This window comes from Streptococcus mitis, from assembly GCF_009496155.1.
GTDB classification, from domain to species: Bacteria; Bacillota; Bacilli; order Lactobacillales; family Streptococcaceae; genus Streptococcus; species Streptococcus mitis_BQ.
Genome location: NZ_WIJP01000017.1, coordinates 17918 through 39534, shown reverse-complemented (window position 1 = coordinate 39534; position 21617 = coordinate 17918). Strand labels below are relative to the sequence as shown.

Genomic DNA, 21617 nt, shown 5'->3' with positions numbered 1-21617 from the left:
AAAGTCAAAGCTAAGAACCCAGGTAAGGAAGTAACAGTAGGAGACGACGGTACAGCGACAGTGACAGATCCGACAACAGGAATCAGTCATACAATTCCAGGAACAGACCTAGTGAACCAAGACTTCGAGCCAGTGAAACCAACCGAAAAAGTTCCAGTCAAAGACAAATCCCACTTAACTCCAGAAGAGAAGAAACAAGTGGCAGACAAAGTCAAAGCTAAGAACCCAGGTAAGGAAGTAACAGTAGGAGACGACGGTACAGCGACAGTGACAGATCCGACAACAGGAATCAGTCATACAATTCCAGGAACAGACCTAGTGAACCAAGACTTCGAGCCAGTGAAACCAACCGAAAAAGTTCCAGTCAAAGACAAATCCCACTTAACTCCAGAAGAGAAGAAACAAGTGGCAGACAAAGTCAAAGCTAAGAACCCAGGTAAGGAAGTAACAGTAGGAGACGACGGTACAGCGACAGTGACAGATCCGACAACAGGAATCAGTCATACAATTCCAGGAACAGACCTAGTGAACCAAGACTTCGAGCCAGTGAAACCAACCGAAAAAGTTCCAGTCAAAGACAAATCCCACTTAACTCCAGAAGAGAAGAAACAAGTGGCAGACAAAGTCAAAGCTAAGAACCCAGGTAAGGAAGTAACAGTAGGAGACGACGGTACAGCGACAGTGACAGATCCGACAACAGGAATTAGTCATATAATTCCGGCAACAGATCTAGTAATTGAATTTGCTAAAGGGGATTCTACAAGTGCTGAGGCCTCAGCTACTCAACCGCAAGCAGTATTGCCAAATACTGGTACACAAGAAGACCGTGCTACCGGTGCATTAGGAGTTCTATCTCTTCTTGGCACATTTGGTTTGCTAGCTGCCAAAAAGAAAAAAGACGATGAAGAGGAAGCTTAAATAGATGATCTCATCTGATCCTTAGTAGCTTTCCCTACATAAAGTCTTTGTAAATCAAAAAGAACTAGAAAAATCACTCATTTGTGAGAACTCTAGTTCTTTTTTTGTATTTCATAAAGATTTCATATTTGGGTTTTATAATAGTCTTACAAATATGGAGGTGACAAATGAATCCAATCCAAAGAGCTTGGGCTTATGTCAGCAGAAAACGACTGAGAAGTTTTATTTTATTTCTGATTTTATTGATCCTATTGGCTGGAATGTCAGCCTGTTTGACTCTGATGAAGTCCAACAAAACAGTAGAAAGCAATCTTTATAAATCACTCAACACATCTTTTTCTATTAAGAAGATAGAAAATGGTCAGACCTTCAAGTTGTCAGACCTAGCATCTGTAAGCAAGATTAAGGGACTGGAAAATATCTCTCCTGAACTCGAGACGGTCGCAAAATTAAAAGACAAGGAAGCGGTGAGTGGCGAGCAGAGTGTGGAGCGTGATGATTTATCAGCTGCAGACAAAAACTTGGTTAGCTTAACAGCTCTTGAGGATTCATCTAAGGATGTGACCTTTACCAGCTCGGCTTTCAATCTAAAAGAAGGGCGACACCTTCAAAAAGGGGATTCCAAGAAAATCTTGATCCACGAAGAGTTGGCCAAGAAGAACGGTCTTTCGCTTCATGACAAGATTACCTTAGATGCTGGACAGTCAGAAGCTGGCAAAGGACAGACAGTTGAGTTTGAAATTGTCGGCATCTTTTCTGGTAAAAAACAAGAGAAATTTACAGGCTTGTCTTCAGACTTCAGTGAAAACCAGGTCTTTACAGACTATGAAAGTAGCCAAAGACTTTTGGGTAATGGTGAACCTCAAGTCACTGCAGCTCGCTTCTATGTAGAAAATCCTAAGGAAATGGACGGACTGATGAAGCAGGTGGAAAACTTAGCCTTGGAAAGTCAAGGTTACCAAGTCGAGAAGGAAAACAAGGCTTTTGAACAAATCAAAGACTCAGTTGCTACCTTCCAAACTTTTCTGACCATCTTCCTTTATGGAATGTTGATAGCAGGAGCAGGAGCCTTAATTTTGGTTTTGTCTCTCTGGTTGAGAGAAAGAGTCTATGAAGTGGGAATTCTTCTGGCACTTGGCAAAGGCAAGAGCTCGATTTTCCTACAATTCTGTTTAGAGGTAGTTTTGGTATCTCTCGGTGCTTTGCTTCCAGCATTTGTTGCAGGAAACGCCATTACATCCTATCTGCTCCAAACTGTCCTAGCCAGTGGAGATCAGGCAAGCTTACAAGATACACTAGCCAAAGCAAGCAGTTTATCAACCAGCATCCTATCTTTTGCAGAATCCTATGTTTTTCTAGTTCTGCTTAGTTGCTTATCTGTAGCCCTTTGTTTCCTATTCTTATTTAGAAAATCACCGAAAGAAATTTTATCATCTATTAGTTAATACTCTTCGAAAATCTCTTCAAACCGCGTTAGCTTTATCTGCAACCTCAAAGCTGTGCTTTGAGCAGCCTGCAGCTCGCTTCCTAGTTTAATCTTTGATTTTCATTGAGTATAAGAAGGAGAAATCATGACTTTATTACAATTACAAGATCTTACCTACCGTTATAAGAACACTGCTGAGGCAGTCCTATATCAGATCAATTATCATTTTGAACCCGGGAAATTTTACAGTATTATTGGGGAATCAGGAGCAGGAAAATCCACTCTCTTGTCCCTGCTTGCTGGTCTAGATAGTCCTGTTGAAGGTTCTATCCTTTTCCAAGGAGAGGACATTCGTAAGAAGGGCTATTCTTACCATCGCATGCACCATATTTCCCTGGTCTTTCAAAATTATAATTTGATAGATTATCTTTCTCCACTGGAAAATATCCGCTTGGTCAATAAAAAGGCAAGCAAGGATACACTGCTTGAACTTGGTTTGGATGAAAGTCAGATCAAGCGGAATGTTCTCCAGTTATCAGGTGGTCAACAACAACGTGTTGCCATTGCTCGCAGTTTGGTATCAGAAGCTCCAGTTATTCTAGCTGATGAGCCAACGGGAAATTTGGATCCTAAGACTGCTGGAGATATTGTCGAACTGCTCAAATCACTTGCTCAGAAAACAGGTAAATGTGTAATCGTCGTCACACACAGTAAAGAAGTGGCGCAAGCGTCAGATATTACACTTGAGTTGAAGGATAAGAAACTAACTGAAACTCGCAATACGACGAAATAATATGAGCTTTTTCTGTTATACTCTTCGAAAATCTCTTCAAACCGCGTCAGCGTCGCCTTACCGTAGATATATGTAACTGACTTCGTCAGTTCTATCTGCAACCTCAAAGCAGTGCTTTGAGCTGACTTCGTCAGTTCTATCTGCAACCTCAAAGCAGTGCTTTGAGCTGACTTCGTCAGTTCTATCTGCAACCTCAAAACAGTGTTTTGAGCTGACTTCGTCAGTCTTATCTACAACCTCAAAACAGTGTTTTGAGCTGACTTCGTCAGTCTTATCTACAACCTCAAAACAGTGTTTTGAGCTGACTTCGTCAGTTCTATCTGCAACCTCAAAACAGTGTTTTGAGCTGACTTCGTCAGTCTTATCTACAACCTCAAAGCAGTGCTTTGAGCAACCTACGGCTAGCTTCCTAGTTTGCTTTTTGATTTTCATTGAGTATTAGAACTATAAAATAGAACAACATCTAGAAAGGGAATCTATGTTACACAACGCATTTGCCTATGTTACAAGGAAGTTTTTCAAATCGATTGTCATCTTCCTGATTATTCTCCTCATGGCGAGCTTGAGTTTGGTCGGCTTGTCAATCAAGGGAGCTACTGCCAAGGCTTCTCAGGAGACCTTTAAAAATATCACCAACAGCTTCTCCATGCAAATCAATCGTCGCGTTAATCAAGGAACGCCACGTGGTGCTGGGAATATTAAGGGTGAGGACATCAAAAAAATCACCGAAAACAAGGCCATTGAGTCTTATGTTAAACGCATCAACGCTATCGGGGATTTGACTGGCTATGAACTTATTGAAACGCCAGATACCAAGAAAAATCTGACACCTGACCGTGCCAAACATTTTGGAAGTAGCTTGATGATTACAGGTGTCAATGACTCCTCTAAAGAAGACAAATTTGTCTCTGGTTCCTATAAACTGGTCGAAGGTGAGCACCTAACAAACGACGACAAGGACAAGATCCTCCTGCACAAGGACTTGGCAGCCAAACACGGCTGGAAAGTTGGGGATAAGGTCAAATTGGACTCCAATATCTACGATGCAGACAATGAAAAAGGAGCCAAGGAAACAGTTGAAGTGACAATCAAGGGACTCTTTGATGGTCACAATAAGTCAGCAGTAACCTACTCACAAGAACTATACGAAAACACAGCTATCACAGACATTCACACTGCTGCAAAACTTTATGGATACACAGAAGACACAGCCATTTATGGGGACGCAACCTTCTTTGTAACAGCAGACAAGAACTTAGATGATGTCATGAAAGAGTTGAATGGCATCAGTGGTATCAACTGGAAGAGCTACACACTCGTTAAGAGCTCCTCTAACTACCCAGCTCTTGAGCAATCCATCTCTGGTATGTACAAGATGGCCAACCTCCTCTTCTGGGGTAGCTTGAGTTTCTCAGTTCTTCTTCTTGCCCTCTTACTCAGCCTTTGGATCAATGCCCGTCGCAAGGAAGTGGGTATTCTCCTCTCTATCGGTCTCAAACAGGCAAGTATCTTGGGTCAATTTATCACAGAATCCATCTTGATTGCCATCCCTGCTCTCGTTTCTGCTTACTTCTTAGCTACTTACACAGCGCGTGCAATCGGAAATACTGTTCTTGCCAATGTCACTTCAGGTGTTGCCAAGCAAGCTAGCAAGGCTGCTCAAGCCTCTAACCTTGGTGGTGGTGCAGAAGTAGATGGCTTTAGTAAGACCTTGTCGAGCCTAGACATTTCTATTCAGACATCGGACTTTATCATTGTCTTTGTCCTTGCCTTGGTTCTAGTGGTTCTCGTTATGGCGCTTGCTTCAAGCAATCTCCTTAGAAAACAACCAAAAGAGCTTCTGCTGGATAGCGAATAAGTTTGAAAAAATTAGTCTAAAATAGAGACTGCATCTTGTTTTTCTATTCCAGAATGGTGGATAGAGAATGGATATTTAACAATACAAAATATAGCCGAAAGCAGTGGTGAAAATCATTGCTTTCAATCGCTTTCTTTGTACTTTTGCTAGTGGATATGATATACTAAAATCGTGGAATTCAGTGGAAGGACAATTTACAATTTCTATATTCAAATATGCATAAAAATTTATTCATAATTTGCTTTTAAATAAATAGAAAACCTGTAGATACCTATCCAGACTGCAAAGGTAGATGAGCCTGCTGTGGCTGACTTTGCCTTTTGCAAATATAAAATAGTGAGGAAAACAATGAGACAAACAAATGTTAGAGGAACATTATCCCTCCGTGGCTTTAGAAAATTAAGAACTGGTGCAATTGTTGCGACAGGTGTGATTTTATTGGGGCTGGGCTTTTTAGCTCCAACTGTTTCAGCTAATGAACAAGATGGTGTTTGGGTAGCCAGAACAGTTGCAGAAGTAAAAGCTGATATTCAAAATATAGACAATTTGTCACACTACACAATTAAGTGGGGAGATACACTGAGTGCTATTAGTGGGGCAACGGGGCTATCTGTTGATAGTTTGGTTGAGATAAATCGTATTGCAAATAGAGATTTGATTTTTGCTAATAATAAATTGTATTTTAGCGAAGAGGCTTTTCTAAAAGATGGAAATACAGAAGTAAAAAGACAGCGAGTGTCGATTGATAATTCTGGTAGCTGTCAAAGTTATGAAGTTGAAACAAAGATAGATACTGTAACTGGAGAGCAAACTACTACTGTTAAACAAACGACACCAGTAGTTGTGGAAACACCAGCAGTATCAGTACCGAAATCAGAAACCTCAGTCTCAGTTGCGCCAAAAGCAGACGAGTCAGCGACACCAGCGTTGAAAACTGAAGAACCATCAGCGCCAGCACCAAAAGTTGAAGAACCAGCGGCAACAACACCGAAGGCAGAGGAACCAGCAGCGACTGATTCAAAAGCGGACGAACCAGCAGCGACTGATTCAAAAGCGGGCGAACCAGTGGTAACAACGCCGAAGGCGGAAGAACCAGCAGGAACTGAACCAAAAACGGACGAACCAGCGGTAACAACACCAAAAGTTGAAGAACCAGCGGCAACAACACCGAAGGCAGAGGAACCAGCAGCGACTGATCCAAAAGCGGACGAACCAGCAGGAACAACATCGAAGGAGGAAGAGCCAGCAGCGACTGAACCAAAAACGGACGAACCAGCAGGAACAACGCCGAAGGTAGAAGAACCAGTAGCGACTGAACCAAAAACGGACGAATCAGCAGGAACAACGCCGAAGGTAGAAGAACCAGCAGCGACAACACCGAAGGCGGAAGAACCAGTAGCGACTGAACCAAAAGCGGACGAACCAGCAGGAACAACACCGAAGGCAGACGAACCAGTGACAACAATGCCGAAAGCGGAAGAGCCAGCAGCGACAACACCGAAGGCGGAAGAACCAGCAGGAACTGAACCAAAAACGGACGAACCAGCGGTAACAACACCGAAAGCGGAAGAGCCAGCAGCGACAACACCGAAGGCGGAAGAACCAGCAGGAACTGAACCAAAAACGGACGAACCAGCGACACCAGCACCAAAAGTTGAAGAACCAGAGGCAACAACACCGAAGGCAGAGGAACCAGCAGCGACTGAACCAAAAGCGGACGAACCAGTGGTAGCAACGCCAAAAGCGGACGAGCCAGCAACGACAACACCGAAGGCGGACGAACCAGCAGGAACTGAACCAAAAACGGACGAACCAGTGGCAACAACGCCAAAAACGGAAGAACCAGCGGCAACAACGCCAAAAACGGACGAACCAGCAGGAACAACACCGAAGGCGGAAGAGCCAGCAGCGACAACACCGAAAGCAGAAAATTCATCTGAAGAAGTAGCACCTAAAGATGAAAAACTTGAGGGAGCGAAAAAAGATGGACAAGATATTATTGAAGGAATTGCATCTTCAAAACTTAGTGAAATAGAAAAAGTTAAAGATGAAGCAGAAAAAACAAAATTAAAAGAAAAATTAAATGTATTAAAAGAAGAAGCATTAGCGGCAATAAATAATGCTAAAGATTACGATGCTGCTGTAGCTACTGCGGACGAGTATCAAACAAAAATTGATGAAATTGATGTTCCAGGTGAAGAATTACCAGCACCAAACTATAATAAAGATAATTTAACAAATGGCCGTAATGAAGGAACTACTATTGACAATGGAAGTACGGTAATAGGTCATGGTTCAGGTGAAGCTACGGCAACCAGCCCAACACAGCCTGCTACTGAAGAAAGATCAACTTCAACAGCATCTCCAACACAACCTTCTTCAACTTCAGAAGGGACTTCAAGTTTTAGAAATGCCCCATCAGTTCAAGCAAGAGCAAGAAGGGTAGCACGTTCAACATCAGAACCAGATGGAACCGTAAATATTAGTTATAACTTCGCTGGAATGCCAGATATTCATGGTTTCCTATCTGACCCAGGAGAAGATAACACTGTTACAATTCCTGCTGGAACGAGTGAAGCACAGGCAAAAGAATTAGTAAAAGAAAAAATTCAAGCCAAGATAAAAGACTTAGCTACTAGAGGGTATCATGTGAAAAATGACATTATTTTTGAACAAGATACTACTGTGAAAAATTATAACTACGTTGTCACATTCACTAAGGAGGCTACAGGAACTTCAGGTTTCAGAATGGCTCCAGCAGTTCAACCACGGGCTAGCAGAAATCGTAGAAGTGTAGAACAGCCAGCTTCTCAAAAGGTCAAAGTAAATGTATTTTATAACTTTGATAAAATGAAGGATATTGCAGGTTTCCTAGGAGATATCGATGGAACTTCTCTTGAAATCGCGGAAGGTTCAACAAATGAACAGGTGAAAGTAGCGGTCAAGAGCCAAGTTGATGCTAAGAAAGAAGAGTTGAGCAAACGCGGCTATACTTTCAAAGAGGACTATGTCTATCAAGCTAATGGGAAAGATTATAACTACGTTGTAACATTTTCAAAAGCAACTAAATAATTTTCATTCCATAGGGAGTGAAATATGAGCAGAGAGGGCGATAGGCTCTCTTTGTTTTATCTAGTAGCAAGTTTCTTAAAGACAAAAGGCCAATAAGAGATTATAATAAATAGAGTAGGTGTTTATTATAATACTCTTCGAAAATCCCTTCAAACCACGTCAGCGTCGCCTTGCCGTAGATATCATAGGTATAGGTAACTGACTTCGTTAGTCTTATCCACAACCTCAAAACCGTGTTTTGAGTAACCTGCGGCTAGCTTCCTAGTTTGCTTTTTGATTTTCATTGAGTATAAGAAAAATAAAAAATAGAGAGCAGTTAAAGTATGAAAATTTTAATTGTAGAAGATGAAGAGATGATCCGTGAGGGGATCAGTGACTATTTGACGGATTGTGGTTATGAAATCATTGAGGCGGCGGACGGTCAAGAAGCCTTAGAAAAATTTTCCAGCTATGAGGTAGCCTTGGTTTTACTGGATATCCAGATGCCCAAGCTCAACGGCCTAGAAGTCCTAGCTGAGATTCGTAAAACCAGTCAGGTTCCTGTATTGATGCTGACTGCCTTTCAGGATGAGGAATACAAGATGAGTGCCTTTGCCTCTCTGGCAGATGGCTATCTGGAAAAACCTTTCTCCCTCTCCCTCTTAAAAGTGAGGGTAGATGCGATTTTCAAGCGCTATTATGATACGGGGCGAATTTTCTCTTATAAGGATGCTAAGGTGGACTTTGAGAGCTACAGTGCCAGCCTAGCAGGTCAAGAAGTGGCCATCAACGCTAAAGAGTTGGAAATTCTGGACTATCTGGTTAAAAATGAAGGAAGGGCCTTGACCCGATCTCAGATAATCGATGCCGTCTGGAAAGCGACAGATGAGATTCCTTTTGACCGTGTTATTGATGTTTATATCAAGGAATTGCGGAAAAAGCTAGACTTGGATTGTATCCTCACTGTGCGCAATGTTGGTTATAAATTGGAGCGAAAATGAAACGAATAGGCTTATTTACAAAGATATTTATCTATACCTTCTCGATTTTTAGTGTTCTGGTCGTATGTCTTCATTTAGCCATTTATTTTCTCTTTCCCTCGACTTATCTGAGCCATCGTCAGGAAACCATTGGCCAGAAAGCGACAGCTATTGCCCAGTCCCTAGAGGGAAAGGATAAGCAGAGCATCGAGCAAGTCTTAGACCTGTATTCCAAGACCAGTGAGATCAAGGGAGCAGTCAAGGGAGAGATGACCGAGGACAAGTTAGAAGTCAAGGACAGCCTTCCTCTGGATACGGACAGCCAGACAACCTCTCTCTTTATCGAGGAGCGGGAGGTGACAACGCAAGATGGTGGCACCATGACTCTCCAGTTTCTAGCTTCCATGGACTTGCAAAAGGAAGCAGAGCAGATTAGTCTCCAATTTCTCCCCTATACCTTGCTAGCATCCTTTCTGATTTCCCTCTTGGTGGCCTATATCTATGCTCGGACCATTGTTGCTCCGATATTGGAAATCAAGCGGGTGACTCGTAGAATGATGGAACTGGATGCTCAAGTACGATTGCGCGTGGATTCTAGGGATGAGATTGGTGATCTCAAGGAACAAATCAACAGCCTCTACCAGCACCTTTTGACTGTTATTGCGGACTTGCATGACAAGAATGAAGCTATTCTCCAGCTGGAAAAGATGAAGGTCGAATTTCTACGAGGGGCTTCTCATGAACTGAAAACACCGCTGGCTAGTTTAAAAATCCTGATCGAAAACATGAAAGAAAATGTCGGTCGTTATAAGGATAGAGACCACTATCTGGGAGTTGCCTTAGGAATTGTGGATGAGCTCAATCACCACGTTCTCCAGATACTTTCTCTCTCTTCTGTGCAGGAATTACGAGATGATAGGGAACAAATTGACCTACACCAGATGACGCAAAGTCTGGTTAAGGATTATGCCTTGTTAGCCAAGGAAAGAGAGCTCCAGATAGACAATAGTTTGACCCATCAGCAGGCCTATCTAAATCCATCGGTGATGAAATTGATTCTGTCTAATCTCATCAGCAATGCTATCAAGCACTCTGTTCCAGGCGGCTTAGTTCGCATTGGAGAAAGAGAAGGTGAACTTTTTATAGAAAATAGCTGTAGTCCAGAAGAACAAGAAAAACTAGCCCAATCTTTTTCTGATAATGCTAGTCGCAAGGCCAAAGGGTCTGGGATGGGGCTCTTTGTGGTCAAGAGTCTATTAGAACATGAAAAATTACTCTATCGTTTTGAAATGCAGGAGAATCGTTTAACCTTCTTTATAGCTTTTCCAAAAGTCGCCCAAGACTAGGGAGAGAAAGGGTTTACATAGATGAAGCTAGAAGAAATTCAATCGAAACTGCGGGAAAAACTAGATTTTTTTGTCAAAAAGTGATAAAATGAACAATGTAAATGGGATGTCCCATAAAAATATACAGGAGGCCTGATAAAATGGCAATCGTTTCAGCAGAAAAATTTGTCCAAGCAGCTCGTGACAACGGTTATGCAGTTGGTGGATTTAACACAAACAACCTTGAGTGGACTCAAGCTATCTTGCGCGCAGCAGAAGCTAAAAAAGCTCCAGTTTTGATCCAAACTTCAATGGGTGCTGCTAAATACATGGGTGGTTACAAAGTTGCTCGCAACTTGATCGCTAACCTTGTTGAATCAATGGGTATCACTGTACCAGTAGCTATCCACCTTGACCACGGTCACTACGAAGATGCACTTGAGTGTATCGAAGTTGGTTACACTTCAATCATGTTTGACGGTTCACACCTTCCAGTTGAAGAAAACCTTAAATTGGCTAAAGAAGTTGTTGAAAAAGCACACGCTAAAGGTATCTCAGTAGAAGCTGAAGTTGGTACTATCGGTGGTGAAGAAGACGGAATCATCGGTAAAGGTGAATTGGCTCCAATCGAAGACGCTAAAGCAATGGTTGCAACTGGTATCGACTTCTTGGCAGCTGGTATTGGTAACATCCACGGTCCTTACCCAGCAAACTGGGAAGGTCTTGACCTTGACCACTTGCAAAAATTGACAGAAGCTCTTCCAGGATTCCCAATCGTATTGCACGGTGGATCAGGTATTCCTGATGAGCAAATCCAAGCAGCTATCAAACTTGGTGTTGCGAAAGTTAACGTTAACACTGAATGCCAAATCGCATTCGCTAACGCAACTCGTAAATTTGCTCGTGACTACGAAGCAAACGAAGCAGAATACGACAAGAAAAAACTCTTCGACCCACGTAAATTCTTGGCTGACGGTGTAAAAGCTATCCAAGCATCAGTTGAAGAACGTATCGACGTATTCGGTTCAGAAGGTAAAGCTTAATCTAGCTGAATAATACAGATAGAACCTGCCCATTGGGTGGGTTTTTTTGGTGTTTTAAGGAAACTATGAAACCATAATTTTCTCTTAAAAATATCTTTTTAAGAGAAAATTTTCAATTTCACAATCTTTAAGCAAACGCTTGCATTCTGTTTTTTATTGGACTATAATAGGTTGGTATAAAACCTTCTGTAGTAATAAAATGTAGAAGGTGTAGAAAGTAAGGATTTAGAATACTTGTGTTTGAAAATACAATGTTGCTATTCCTTATGATAGGGAGATCAATATGGCAATGATAGAAGTGGAACATCTTCAGAAAAATTTTGTGAAAACAGTCAAGGAACCGGGGTTGAAGGGGGCTTTGCGTTCCTTTATTCATCCTGAAAAGCAGACCTTTGAAGCGGTCAAGGATTTGACCTTTGAGGTACCAAAAGGACAGATTTTAGGTTTTATTGGTGCCAATGGTGCTGGGAAGTCGACAACCATCAAAATGTTGACTGGGATTTTGAAACCAACATCTGGTTTTTGTCGGATTAATGGCAAGATTCCACAGGATAATCGCCAAGATTATGTTAAGGATATTGGAGTTGTTTTTGGACAAAGAACTCAACTATGGTGGGATTTGGCTCTGCAAGAGACCTACACGGTTTTAAAAGAGATTTACGATGTGCCAGACTCGCTCTTTCATAAGCGCATGGACTTTTTGAATGAAGTCTTGGATTTGAAGGACTTTATCAAGGATCCCGTGCGGACTCTTTCACTGGGGCAACGGATGCGGGCGGATATTGCGGCTTCCTTACTTCACAATCCCAAGGTTCTCTTTTTAGATGAGCCGACCATTGGTTTGGATGTTTCGGTCAAGGATAATATTCGTCGAGCTATCACCCAAATCAATCAAGAGGAAGAGACCACGATTCTTTTGACCACTCACGACCTGAGTGATATTGAGCAACTCTGTGATCGGATTTTTATGATAGACAAGGGGCAGGAGATTTTTGATGGAACGGTTAGCGAACTAAAGGAGACCTTTGGCAAGATGAAGACTCTTTCTTTTGAACTGCTACCAGGTCAAAGTCATCTCGTCTCTCACTATGAAGGTCTGCCTGATATGATTATTGATAGACAAGGAAATAGCCTCAACATTGAATTCGATAGTTCTCGCTACCAGTCAGCTGACATTATCAAGCAAACCCTGTCTGATTTTGAAATCCGCGATTTGAAAATGGTGGATACAGATATCGAGGATATTATCCGCCGCTTCTACCGAAAGGAGCTCTAATATGGTCAAATTGTGGAGACGTTATAAACCCTTTATCAATGCAGGTGTTCAGGAATTAATCACTTACCGAGTCAACTTTATTCTTTATCGGATCGGCGATGTCATGGGGGCTTTTGTAGCCTTTTATCTCTGGAAGGCCGTCTTTGATTCCTCACAAGAGTCTTTGATTCAGGGCTTTAGTATGGCAGATATTATCCTTTATATCATCATGAGTTTTGTGACAAATCTTCTGACTAGGTCAGACTCGTCCTTTATGATTGGGGAGGAGGTCAAGGATGGCTCTATTATCATGCGCTTGTTGCGACCAGTGCATTTTGCGGCCTCCTATCTTTTCACAGAACTCGGATCCAAGTGGTTGATTTTTATCTCTGTTGGCCTTCCATTTTTAAGTGTCATTGTCTTGATGAAAATCTTATTTGGACAAGGCGTTGTAGAAGTGTTGGGTTTAACTGTCCTATATCTCTTTAGCTTAACGCTCGCCTATCTGATTAATTTTTTCTTTAATATTTGCTTTGGATTTTCAGCCTTTGTGTTTAAAAATCTATGGGGTTCCAATCTACTCAAGACTTCCATAGTGGCCTTTATGTCTGGAAGTCTGATTCCCTTGGCTTTCTTTCCAAAGGTGGTTTCAGATATTCTGTCCTTCTTGCCTTTTTCATCCTTAATCTACACGCCAGTCATGATTATTGTTGGGAAATACGATGCCAGCCAGATTCTTCAGGCACTCCTTTTGCAGTTTTTCTGGCTCTTAGTGATGGTGGGCTTGTCTCAGTTGATTTGGAAACGAGTCCAGTCATTTATCACCATTCAGGGAGGTTAGTATGAAAAAATATCAACGCATGCATCTGATTTTTATTAGACAATACATCAAGCAAATCATGGAATATAAGGTCGATTTTGTAGTTGGTGTCCTAGGAGTATTTCTGACTCAAGGTTTAAATCTCTTGTTTCTTAATGTTATCTTTCAACATATTCCATCCCTAGAAGGCTGGACTTTTCAAGAAATTACCTTTATCTATGGTTTTTCTTTGATTCCCAAGGGCTTGGACCACCTCTTTTTTGACAATCTCTGGGCATTGGGTCAACGTTTAGTCCGAAAAGGGGAGTTTGACAAATACCTGACTCGTCCTATCAATCCTCTTTTTCACATCCTGGTTGAGACATTTCAGATTGATGCTTTGGGCGAACTTTTGGTCGGTGGCATCCTATTGGGAACAACAGTGACCAGCATTGCTTGGACTCTTCCAAAATTCCTGATTTTTCTAGTCTGCATTCCTTTTGCGACCTTGATTTATACTTCCTTGAAAATTGCGACAGCCAGTATTGCTTTTTGGACTAAACAGTCAGGCGCCATGATTTACATTTTCTATATGTTTAATGATTTTGCTAAGTATCCGATTTCAATTTATAATTCATTTCTTCGTTGGTTGATTAGCTTTATCGTGCCTTTCGCCTTTACGGCCTACTATCCTGCCAGCTATTTCTTGCAGGACAAGGATGTTCTTTTTAACATCGGAGGTTTGATGTTGATTTCCCTTGTCTTTTTCGGTATTTCCCTTAAACTCTGGGACAGGGGCTTGGATTCCTACGAAAGTGCGGGTTCGTAAATAATAGAATATCAAAGCCTTGTCTTAGGACAGGCTTTTTCTAATAGAGATGAAAATTCCTTGACATCCCTCTTTATAGTGCTATACTATAAGGGTAAATGCCGATTTAGCTCAGTTGGTAGACCAAGGTACTCGTAAATCCTAGGTCACAGGTGAACAAATGACTGAGATTTTGAAAAAAATTTTGATATGTAGAAAATAACCGTTAAACCTAGTTCTTATCGGTTATTTATTTTGTTTAATAGTATTGTTATTGCATCAATTATGTCTGTTTTTGTTATTCTGGTAGTGCTCTAAGTTGATTGCTACTATTTTTGATGGTGTGAATGTACTTATAATGTATCCCAGTTAAGTACGAAACTTTGTATCATTTTTTAACATGTGTTAAAAATAAAATTAACAGACCTTAATTTTTCTTGACTTAAAAATTTTTAATTGATATACTATTTTTCAGAGAGCTAACAATTATATATAAATGTACTACTCTATTTCCTAGATAATACTTAGTAAAACTTTTTATAACAAAGGCTAGCAAAGTTAAAGTTTTCTATCTATCGGAAGTTAAATAAATATGTAAGGAATTAAAATGAAAAAAAGTACAGTATTGTCATTAACCACAGCTGCAGTTATTTTAGCAGCATATGTCCCTAACGAGGTAATCCTAGCAGATACACCTAGTTCTGAAGATTCTTTAAAAATATCTGATAAAGAAACAGTAGTAGGTAAACAAAAAGAAAACAAAGAAAAACATGAAGATATTCATAATGCTATAGAAACTTCAAAGGATACTGAAGAGAAGAAAACAACAGTTATTGAGGAAAAAGAAGTTGTTAGTAAAGAATCTGTGATAGACAATAAAACCAACAATGAAAAAGCAAAAATCAAAGAAGAAAATTCTAATCAATCCCAAGGAGATAAAGCGGACTTGTCTGCAAGTAAAGACCCAGAAAGTCCCCAAAAAGAGGATAAACTTGTCTATATTGCTGAATTTAAAGATAAAGAATCTGGAGAAAAAGTAATCAAGGAATTATCCAATCTTAAGGATACAAAAGTTTTATATACTTATGATACGGTTTTTAATGGTGTTGCAATAGAAACAACTCCAGATAATCTGGACAAAATTAAACTAATAGAAGGTATCTCATCGGTTGAACGATCACAAAAAGTCCAGCCAATGATGAATCATGCTAGAAAGGAGATTGGAGTTGAAGAGGCTATCGATTACCTAAAGTCTATCAATGCTCCATTTGGTAAAAATTTTGATGGTAGAGGTATGGTCATTTCAAATATCGATACCGGGACAGATTATAGGCATAAGGCCATGAGGATTGATGATGATGCTAAAGGCTCAATGAGATTTAAAAAAGAAGACTTAAAAGGTACTGATAAAAATTTCTGGTTGAGTGATAAAATTCCTCATGCTTTCAATTATTATAATGGTGGTAAAATTACTGTAGAAAAAGCTGATGATGGAAGCGATTATTTTGATCCACATGGGATGCATATTGCTGGGATTCTTGCGGGAAATGATAATGAAAAAGACATTAAAAACTTTAACGGAATAGATGGAATTGCGCCTAATGCACAGATCTTCTCTTATAAAATGTACTCTGACGCAGGATCTGGCTTCGCAGGGGATGAAACAATGTTTCATGCTATTGAAGATTCCATCAAACATAATGTCGATGTTGTTTCTGTATCATCTGGCTTTACAGGAACAGGTCTTGTAGGTGAGAAATATTGGCAAGCTATTAGAGCGTTAAGAAAAGCAGGCATTCCAATGGTCGTAGCTACAGGTAACTATGCAACTTCTGCTTCAAGTTCTTCATGGGATTTAGTGGCAAATAATAATCTGAAAATGACCGACACTGGAAATGTAACACGAACTGCAGCACATGAAGATGCGATAGCAGTCGCATCTGCTAAAAATCAAATAGTTGAGTTTGATAAAGTTAAGATTGGAGGAGAAAGTTTTAAATACAGAAATATAGGTGCCTTTTTCGATAAGAATAAAATCATAACAAACGAAGATGGTTCAAAAGCTCCTAGTAAATTGAAATTTGTATATATAGGCAAAGGTCAAGACCAAGATTTGATAGGATTAAATCTTAAGGGCAAAATTGCAGTAATGGATCGAATTTATACAAAGGATTTAAAAAATGCTTTTAAACGAGCAACGGATAAGGGCGCACGCGCCATTATGGTTGTAAATACTGTAAATTACTACAATAGAGATAATTGGACAGAGCTTCCAGCTATGGGATATGAGGAGGATGAAGGAACTACTAGTCAAGTTTTCTCAATTTCAGGAGATGATGGTGTAAAGTTATGGAACATGATTAACCCTGATAAAAAAACTGAAGTCAAAAGAAATAATAAGGAAGAGTTTAAGGATAAATTAGAACAATACTATCCAATTGATATGGCAAGCTATAATTCTAATAAACCGAATGTAGGTGACGAAAAAGAAATTGACTTTCAGTTTGCACCTGACACAGACAAAGAATTGTATAAAGAAGATATCATAGTTCCAGCAGGGTCCACATCTTGGGGACCGAGAACAGATTTGCTTTTAAAGCCTGATGTCTCAGCACCTGGTAAAAATATTAAATCCACTCTCAATGTCATTAATGGGAAATCAACTTATGGTTATATGTCAGGGACTAGTATGGCAACTCCAATCGTAGCAGCTTCTACTGTTTTGATCAGACCGAAGTTAAAGGAAATGCTTGAAAGACCTGTATTGAAAAATCTTAAGGGAGATGACAAAATAGACCTTACAAGTCTTACAAAAATAGCCCTACAAAATACTGCACGCCCTATGATGGATGCGACTTCTTGGAAAGAAAAAAGCCAATACTTTGCATCACCTAGACAACAGGGAGCAGGACTAATTAATGTTGCCAATGCTTTGAGAAATGAAGTTGTAGCGACTTTCAAAAACACGGATTCTAAAGGCTTGGTAAACTCTTATGGTTCTATTTCTCTTAAAGAAATAAAAGGAGAAGAAAAATATTTTACAATTAAGCTTCACAATACATCAAACAGACCTTTGACCTTTAAAGTTTCAGCATCTGCTATAACTACAGATGCTCTAACTGACAGACTAAAACTGGATGAAACATATAAAGACGAAAAATCTCCAGATGGGAAGCAAGTTGTTCCAGAAATCCACCCAGAAAAAATCAAAGGAGCAAATATCACATTTGAGCATGACACTTTCACTATAGGTCCAAATTCTAGCTTTGATTTAAATGCGGTTATAAACGTTGGGGAAGCAAAAAACAAAAATAAATTTGTAGAATCATTTATTCATTTTGAGTCAGTGGAAGAAATGGAAGCTCTAAACTCCAATGGTAAGAAAACAAATTTCCAACCTTCTTTATCAATGCCCCTAATGGGATTTGCTGGGGATTGGAACAAGGAACCAATCCTTGATAAATGGGCCTGGGAAGAAGGTTCAAAATCAAAAACAATGGAAGGTTATGATGATGATGGTAAACCAAAAATTCCAGGAACCTTAAATAAGGGAATTGGTGGAGAACATGGTATAGATAAATTTAATCCAGCAGGAGTTATACAAAATAGAAAAGATAAAAATATAACATCGCTTGATCAAAATCCAGAATTATTTGCTTTCAATAACGAAGGGATCAACGCACCATCATCAAGTGGTTCTAACATTGCTAAAATTTATCCTTTAGATTCAAATGGAAATCCTCAAGATGCTCAACTTGAAAGAGGATTAACACCTTCTCCACTTGTATTAAGAAGTGCAGAAGAAGGATTGATTTCAATAGTAAATACAAATAAAGAGGGAGACAATCAAATCGACTTAAAAGTCATTTCGAGAGAACACTTTATTAAAGGAATTTTAAACTCTAAGAGAAATGATGCAAAGGGAATCAAATCTTCTAAACTAAAGGTTTGGGGTGACTTGAAGTGGGATGGACTCATCTATAACCCTAGAGGTAGAGAAGAAAATGCACCAGAAAGTAAGGATAACCAAGATCCTGCTACTAAGATAAGAGGTCAATTTGAACCAATTGCAGAAGGTCAATATTTCTATAAATTTAAATATAGATTAACTAAAGATTACCCATGGCAGGTTTCCTATATTCCTGTAAAAATTGATAACACAGCCCCTAAGATTGTTTCGGTTGATTTTTCAAATCCTGAAAAAATTAAGCTGATCACAAAGGATACTTATCACAAGGTAAAAGAGCAATACAAGAATGAAACGTTATTTGCGAGAGATCAAAAAGAACATCCTGAAAAATTTGACGAGATTGCTAACGAAGTTTGGTATGCTGGCGCCGCTCTGGTTAATGAAGATGGAGAGGTTGAGAAAAATCTTGAAGTAACTTATGCAGGTGAGGGTCAAGGAAGAAACAGAAAACTTGACAAAGATGGAAATACTATTTATGAAATTAATGGTGCAGGAGATTTAAGAGGAAAAATCATTGAAGTCATTGCATTAGATGGCTCTAGCAATTTCACAAAGATTCATAGAATTAAATTTGCTGATCATGCTGATGAAAAGGGGATGATTTCCTATTATCTAGTAGATCCTGATCAAGATTCATCTAACTACCAAAAGCTTGGCGAGATTTCCGAATCTAAATTTAAAAATTTAGAAAATAGAAAAGAGGATAGTCTTAAAAAAGATACAACTGAAGTAGAACATCATCAAGAAAATGAAGAGGCTACCGAAGAAAAATCTAGCTTTACTATCAATAAAGTCATTTCAACAATGAGAGATTTTGAAAGTAAAGACTTAAAGAAACTCATTAAAAAGAAATTTAGAGAAGTTGATGACTTTACAAGTGAAACTGGTAAGAGGACAGAAGAATACGATTATAAATACGATGATAAGGGAAATATCATTGCTTATGACGATGGTAGTGCCTTAGAATATGAAACTGAAAAACTTGACGAAATCAAATCAAAAATTTATGGTGTTTTAAGCCCGTCTAAAGATGGACACTTTGAAATTCTTGGAAAGATCAGTAATGTTTCTAAAAATGCCAAGGTATATTATGGTAATAACTATAAATCGATAGAAATCAAAACGACCAAGTATGATTCCCACTCAAAAACGATGACATTTGATTTATACGCTAATATTAATGATATTGTGGATGGATTAGCTTTTGCAGGAGATATGAGATTCTTTGTTAGAGATGGCGATCAGATAAAAGCTGAAACGAAGATTAGAATGCCTGAAAAAAATAAGGAAACTAAGACAGAATATCCCTATGCATCAAGTTATGGGAATATAATAGAATTAGGAGAAGGAGATCTTTCAAAAAACAAACCAAACAATTTAACGGACATGGAATCTGGTAAAATCTATTCTGATTCAGAAAAACAACAATATCTGTTAAAGGATAACATCATTCTAAGAAAAGGCTATGCACTAAAAGTGACTACCTATAATCCTGGAAAAACGGATATGTTAGAAGGAAATGGAGTCTATAGCAAGGAAGATATAGCAAAAATACAAAATGCCAATCCTAATCTAAGAGTCCTTTCAGAAAAAATAATTTATGCTGATAGTAGAAATGTTGAAGATGGAAGAAGTACTCAATCAGTATTAATGTCGGCTTTGGACGGCTTTAATATTGTAAGGTATCAAGTGTTTACCTTTAAAATGAATGATAAAGGGGAAGCAATCGATAAAGATGGAAATCTTGTGACAGATTCTTCTAAACTGGTATTATTTGGTAAGGATGGTAAAGAGTACACTGGGGAGGATAAGTCCAATGTAGAAGCTATAAAAGAAGATGGCTCTACGTTATTTATTGATGCAAAACCAGTAAACCTTTCAATGGACAAGAACTACTTTAATCCATCTAAATTTAATAAAATTTATGTACGAAATCCAGAATTCTATTTAAAAGGTAAGATTTCTGATAAGGGTGGTTTTAACTGGGAGTTGAGAGTTAATGAATCGGTTGTAGATAATTATTTAATCTACGGAGATTTACACATTGATAACACTAGAGATTTTAACATTAAGCTTAATGTTAAAGACGGTGACATCATGGACTGGGGAATGAAAGACTATAAAGCAAACGGATTCCCAGATAAGGTAACAGATATGGATGGAAATGTTTATCTTCAAACTGGCTATAGTGATTTGAATGCGAAAGCGGTTGGAGTACACTATCAATTTTTATATGATAATGTTAAACCAGAAGTAAACATTGATCCTAAGGGAAATACTAGTATTGAATATGCTGACGGAAAATCTGTAGTCTTTAACATCAATGATAAGAGAAATAATGGATTCAATGGTGAGATTCAAGAACAACATATTTATGTAAATGGAAAAGAATACAAATCATTTGATGATATTAAACAAATAGCAGATAAGACACTAAACATTAAGATTCTTGTAAAAGATTTTGCAAGAAATACAACTGTAAAAGAATTCATTTTAAACAAAGATACGGGAGAGGTAAGCGAACTAAAACCTCATATGGTAACTGTGACCATTCAAAATGGAAAAGAAATGAGTTCAACGATAGTGTCGGAAGAAGATTTCATTTTACCTGTCTATAAGGGTGAATTAGAAAAAGGCTATCAATTTGATGGCTGGGAAATTTCTGGTTTCGAAGGAAAAAAAGACACTGGCTATGTTCTTAATCTATCAAAAGATACCCTTATAAAACCTGTATTCAAGAAAATAGAGGAGAAAAAGGAAGAGGAAAATAAACCTACTTTTGATGTATCGAAAAAGAAAGATAACAAACAGGTAAGTCATAGTCAATTAGATGAAAATTACAAAAAGGAGGATTTACAAAGAGAAAATCATTCACACAACTCTGATTCAACCAAGGATGTTACAGCTCCAGTTCCTGATAAAAATGATAAAAACTTTGAAAATACGAAAGAAGATTATCTAAATGAAATCGATAGTAAGTCGGATACTAATAATTCTGATAGATTGCCAAAAACCGGAACAGTTAGAGAAGGTTTTACACCATTCATTGCTGGAATATTGTTTATAGTAGGATCACTCCTTGGATTGAAGAAAAAAGATCAAGATTAGGACAAAAGCTATAGAAAAATGGTTTGTGTACTGAGATGAGATAGTGTGGTGATGAAACAATTTTGTAAAAATAGTCATCTATAACTCAATTATTTAGTTTACTTTACTATTGATACTCTTTTTGGATTTATTAATAGACTTAGATTAGAAAACTAATGAATTGATTGAAAGGGTTAGTATTGATAAATATTGATAACATTGATTAGAAAATAGAGTTTATCAAAATTTAAAGGCTAATAGAGGTGATGAGATAATTTCAAGGAATTAAGTAGCGTTTGGTTGC

The 21617-nt window shown here is 38.7% G+C and carries 13 protein-coding genes; 12 read left to right on the top strand and 1 reads right to left on the bottom strand.

Annotated features, from left to right (window positions below):
- The 3 genes from GEZ84_RS09520 to vex2 all read left to right on the top strand — a co-directional run.
- Window positions 1-918, top strand: a 918-nt coding sequence (locus GEZ84_RS09520) for an LPXTG cell wall anchor domain-containing protein (RefSeq protein ID WP_153224357.1), incomplete at its 5' end; no start/stop codon positions are given.
- 167 nt (window positions 919-1085) lie between these two features.
- The gene (locus GEZ84_RS09515) at window positions 1086-2363 is read left to right on the top strand and encodes an ABC transporter permease (RefSeq protein ID WP_153224356.1); all 1278 of its coding nucleotides are present in this window, start codon (window positions 1086-1088) and stop codon (window positions 2361-2363) included.
- 126 nt (window positions 2364-2489) lie between these two features.
- On the top strand, window positions 2490-3137 hold the full coding sequence (vex2, locus tag GEZ84_RS09510; RefSeq protein WP_049512209.1) for an ABC transporter ATP-binding subunit Vex2: 648 nt from the start codon (window positions 2490-2492) through the stop codon (window positions 3135-3137).
- Between the two features lie 57 nt (window positions 3138-3194).
- Here vex2 and GEZ84_RS10980 read toward each other — a convergent pair whose 3' ends face one another.
- A complete protein-coding gene (locus GEZ84_RS10980; RefSeq protein WP_228113038.1) occupies window positions 3195-3569 on the bottom strand; it encodes a hypothetical protein in 375 nt (124 codons plus the stop codon).
- A gap of 46 nt (window positions 3570-3615) precedes the next feature.
- On the opposite strand from GEZ84_RS10980, the gene vex3 reads away from it, so the two are divergent.
- The 9 genes from vex3 (at window position 3616) to GEZ84_RS09460 (ending at window position 21334) form a co-directional block, all read left to right on the top strand.
- The gene (gene vex3, locus GEZ84_RS09500; protein ID WP_084863041.1) at window positions 3616-4995 is read left to right on the top strand and encodes an ABC transporter permease subunit Vex3; all 1380 of its coding nucleotides are present in this window, start codon (window positions 3616-3618) and stop codon (window positions 4993-4995) included.
- Window positions 4996-5343: 348 nt separating this feature from the next.
- Window positions 5344-8067 carry a LysM peptidoglycan-binding domain-containing protein gene (locus tag GEZ84_RS09495; protein ID WP_153224355.1) on the top strand — a complete coding sequence of 908 codons (2724 nt, stop codon included), beginning with the start codon at window positions 5344-5346 and terminating at the stop codon, window positions 8065-8067.
- A gap of 323 nt (window positions 8068-8390) precedes the next feature.
- A complete protein-coding gene (vncR, locus tag GEZ84_RS09490; protein ID WP_153224354.1) occupies window positions 8391-9047 on the top strand; it encodes a response regulator transcription factor VncR in 657 nt (218 codons plus the stop codon).
- Window positions 9044-10372, top strand: a complete 1329-nt coding sequence (vncS, locus tag GEZ84_RS09485; protein ID WP_153224353.1) for a sensor histidine kinase VncS — start codon at window positions 9044-9046, stop codon at window positions 10370-10372. Before vncR ends, vncS begins: the two co-directional genes overlap by 4 nt.
- 140 nt (window positions 10373-10512) lie before the next feature.
- On the top strand, window positions 10513-11394 hold the full coding sequence (locus GEZ84_RS09480; protein WP_001018999.1) for a class II fructose-bisphosphate aldolase: 882 nt from the start codon (window positions 10513-10515) through the stop codon (window positions 11392-11394).
- A 283-nt stretch (window positions 11395-11677) separates the two neighbouring features.
- Window positions 11678-12670 (top strand): ABC transporter ATP-binding protein, encoded by a 993-nt coding sequence (locus GEZ84_RS09475; RefSeq protein WP_153224352.1) that lies wholly within the window; start codon window positions 11678-11680, stop codon window positions 12668-12670.
- A gap of 1 nt (window position 12671) precedes the next feature.
- Complete coding sequence (locus tag GEZ84_RS09470; protein ID WP_153224351.1) at window positions 12672-13490, top strand: ABC transporter permease; 819 nt, start codon at window positions 12672-12674, stop codon at window positions 13488-13490.
- A gap of 1 nt (window position 13491) precedes the next feature.
- Window positions 13492-14277, top strand: a complete 786-nt coding sequence (locus tag GEZ84_RS09465; RefSeq protein WP_153224350.1) for an ABC transporter permease — start codon at window positions 13492-13494, stop codon at window positions 14275-14277.
- Window positions 14278-14863: 586 nt separating this feature from the next.
- Complete coding sequence (locus GEZ84_RS09460) at window positions 14864-21334, top strand: S8 family serine peptidase (protein ID WP_153224349.1); 6471 nt, start codon at window positions 14864-14866, stop codon at window positions 21332-21334.
- The last annotated feature ends 283 nt before the right edge of the window (window positions 21335-21617 follow it).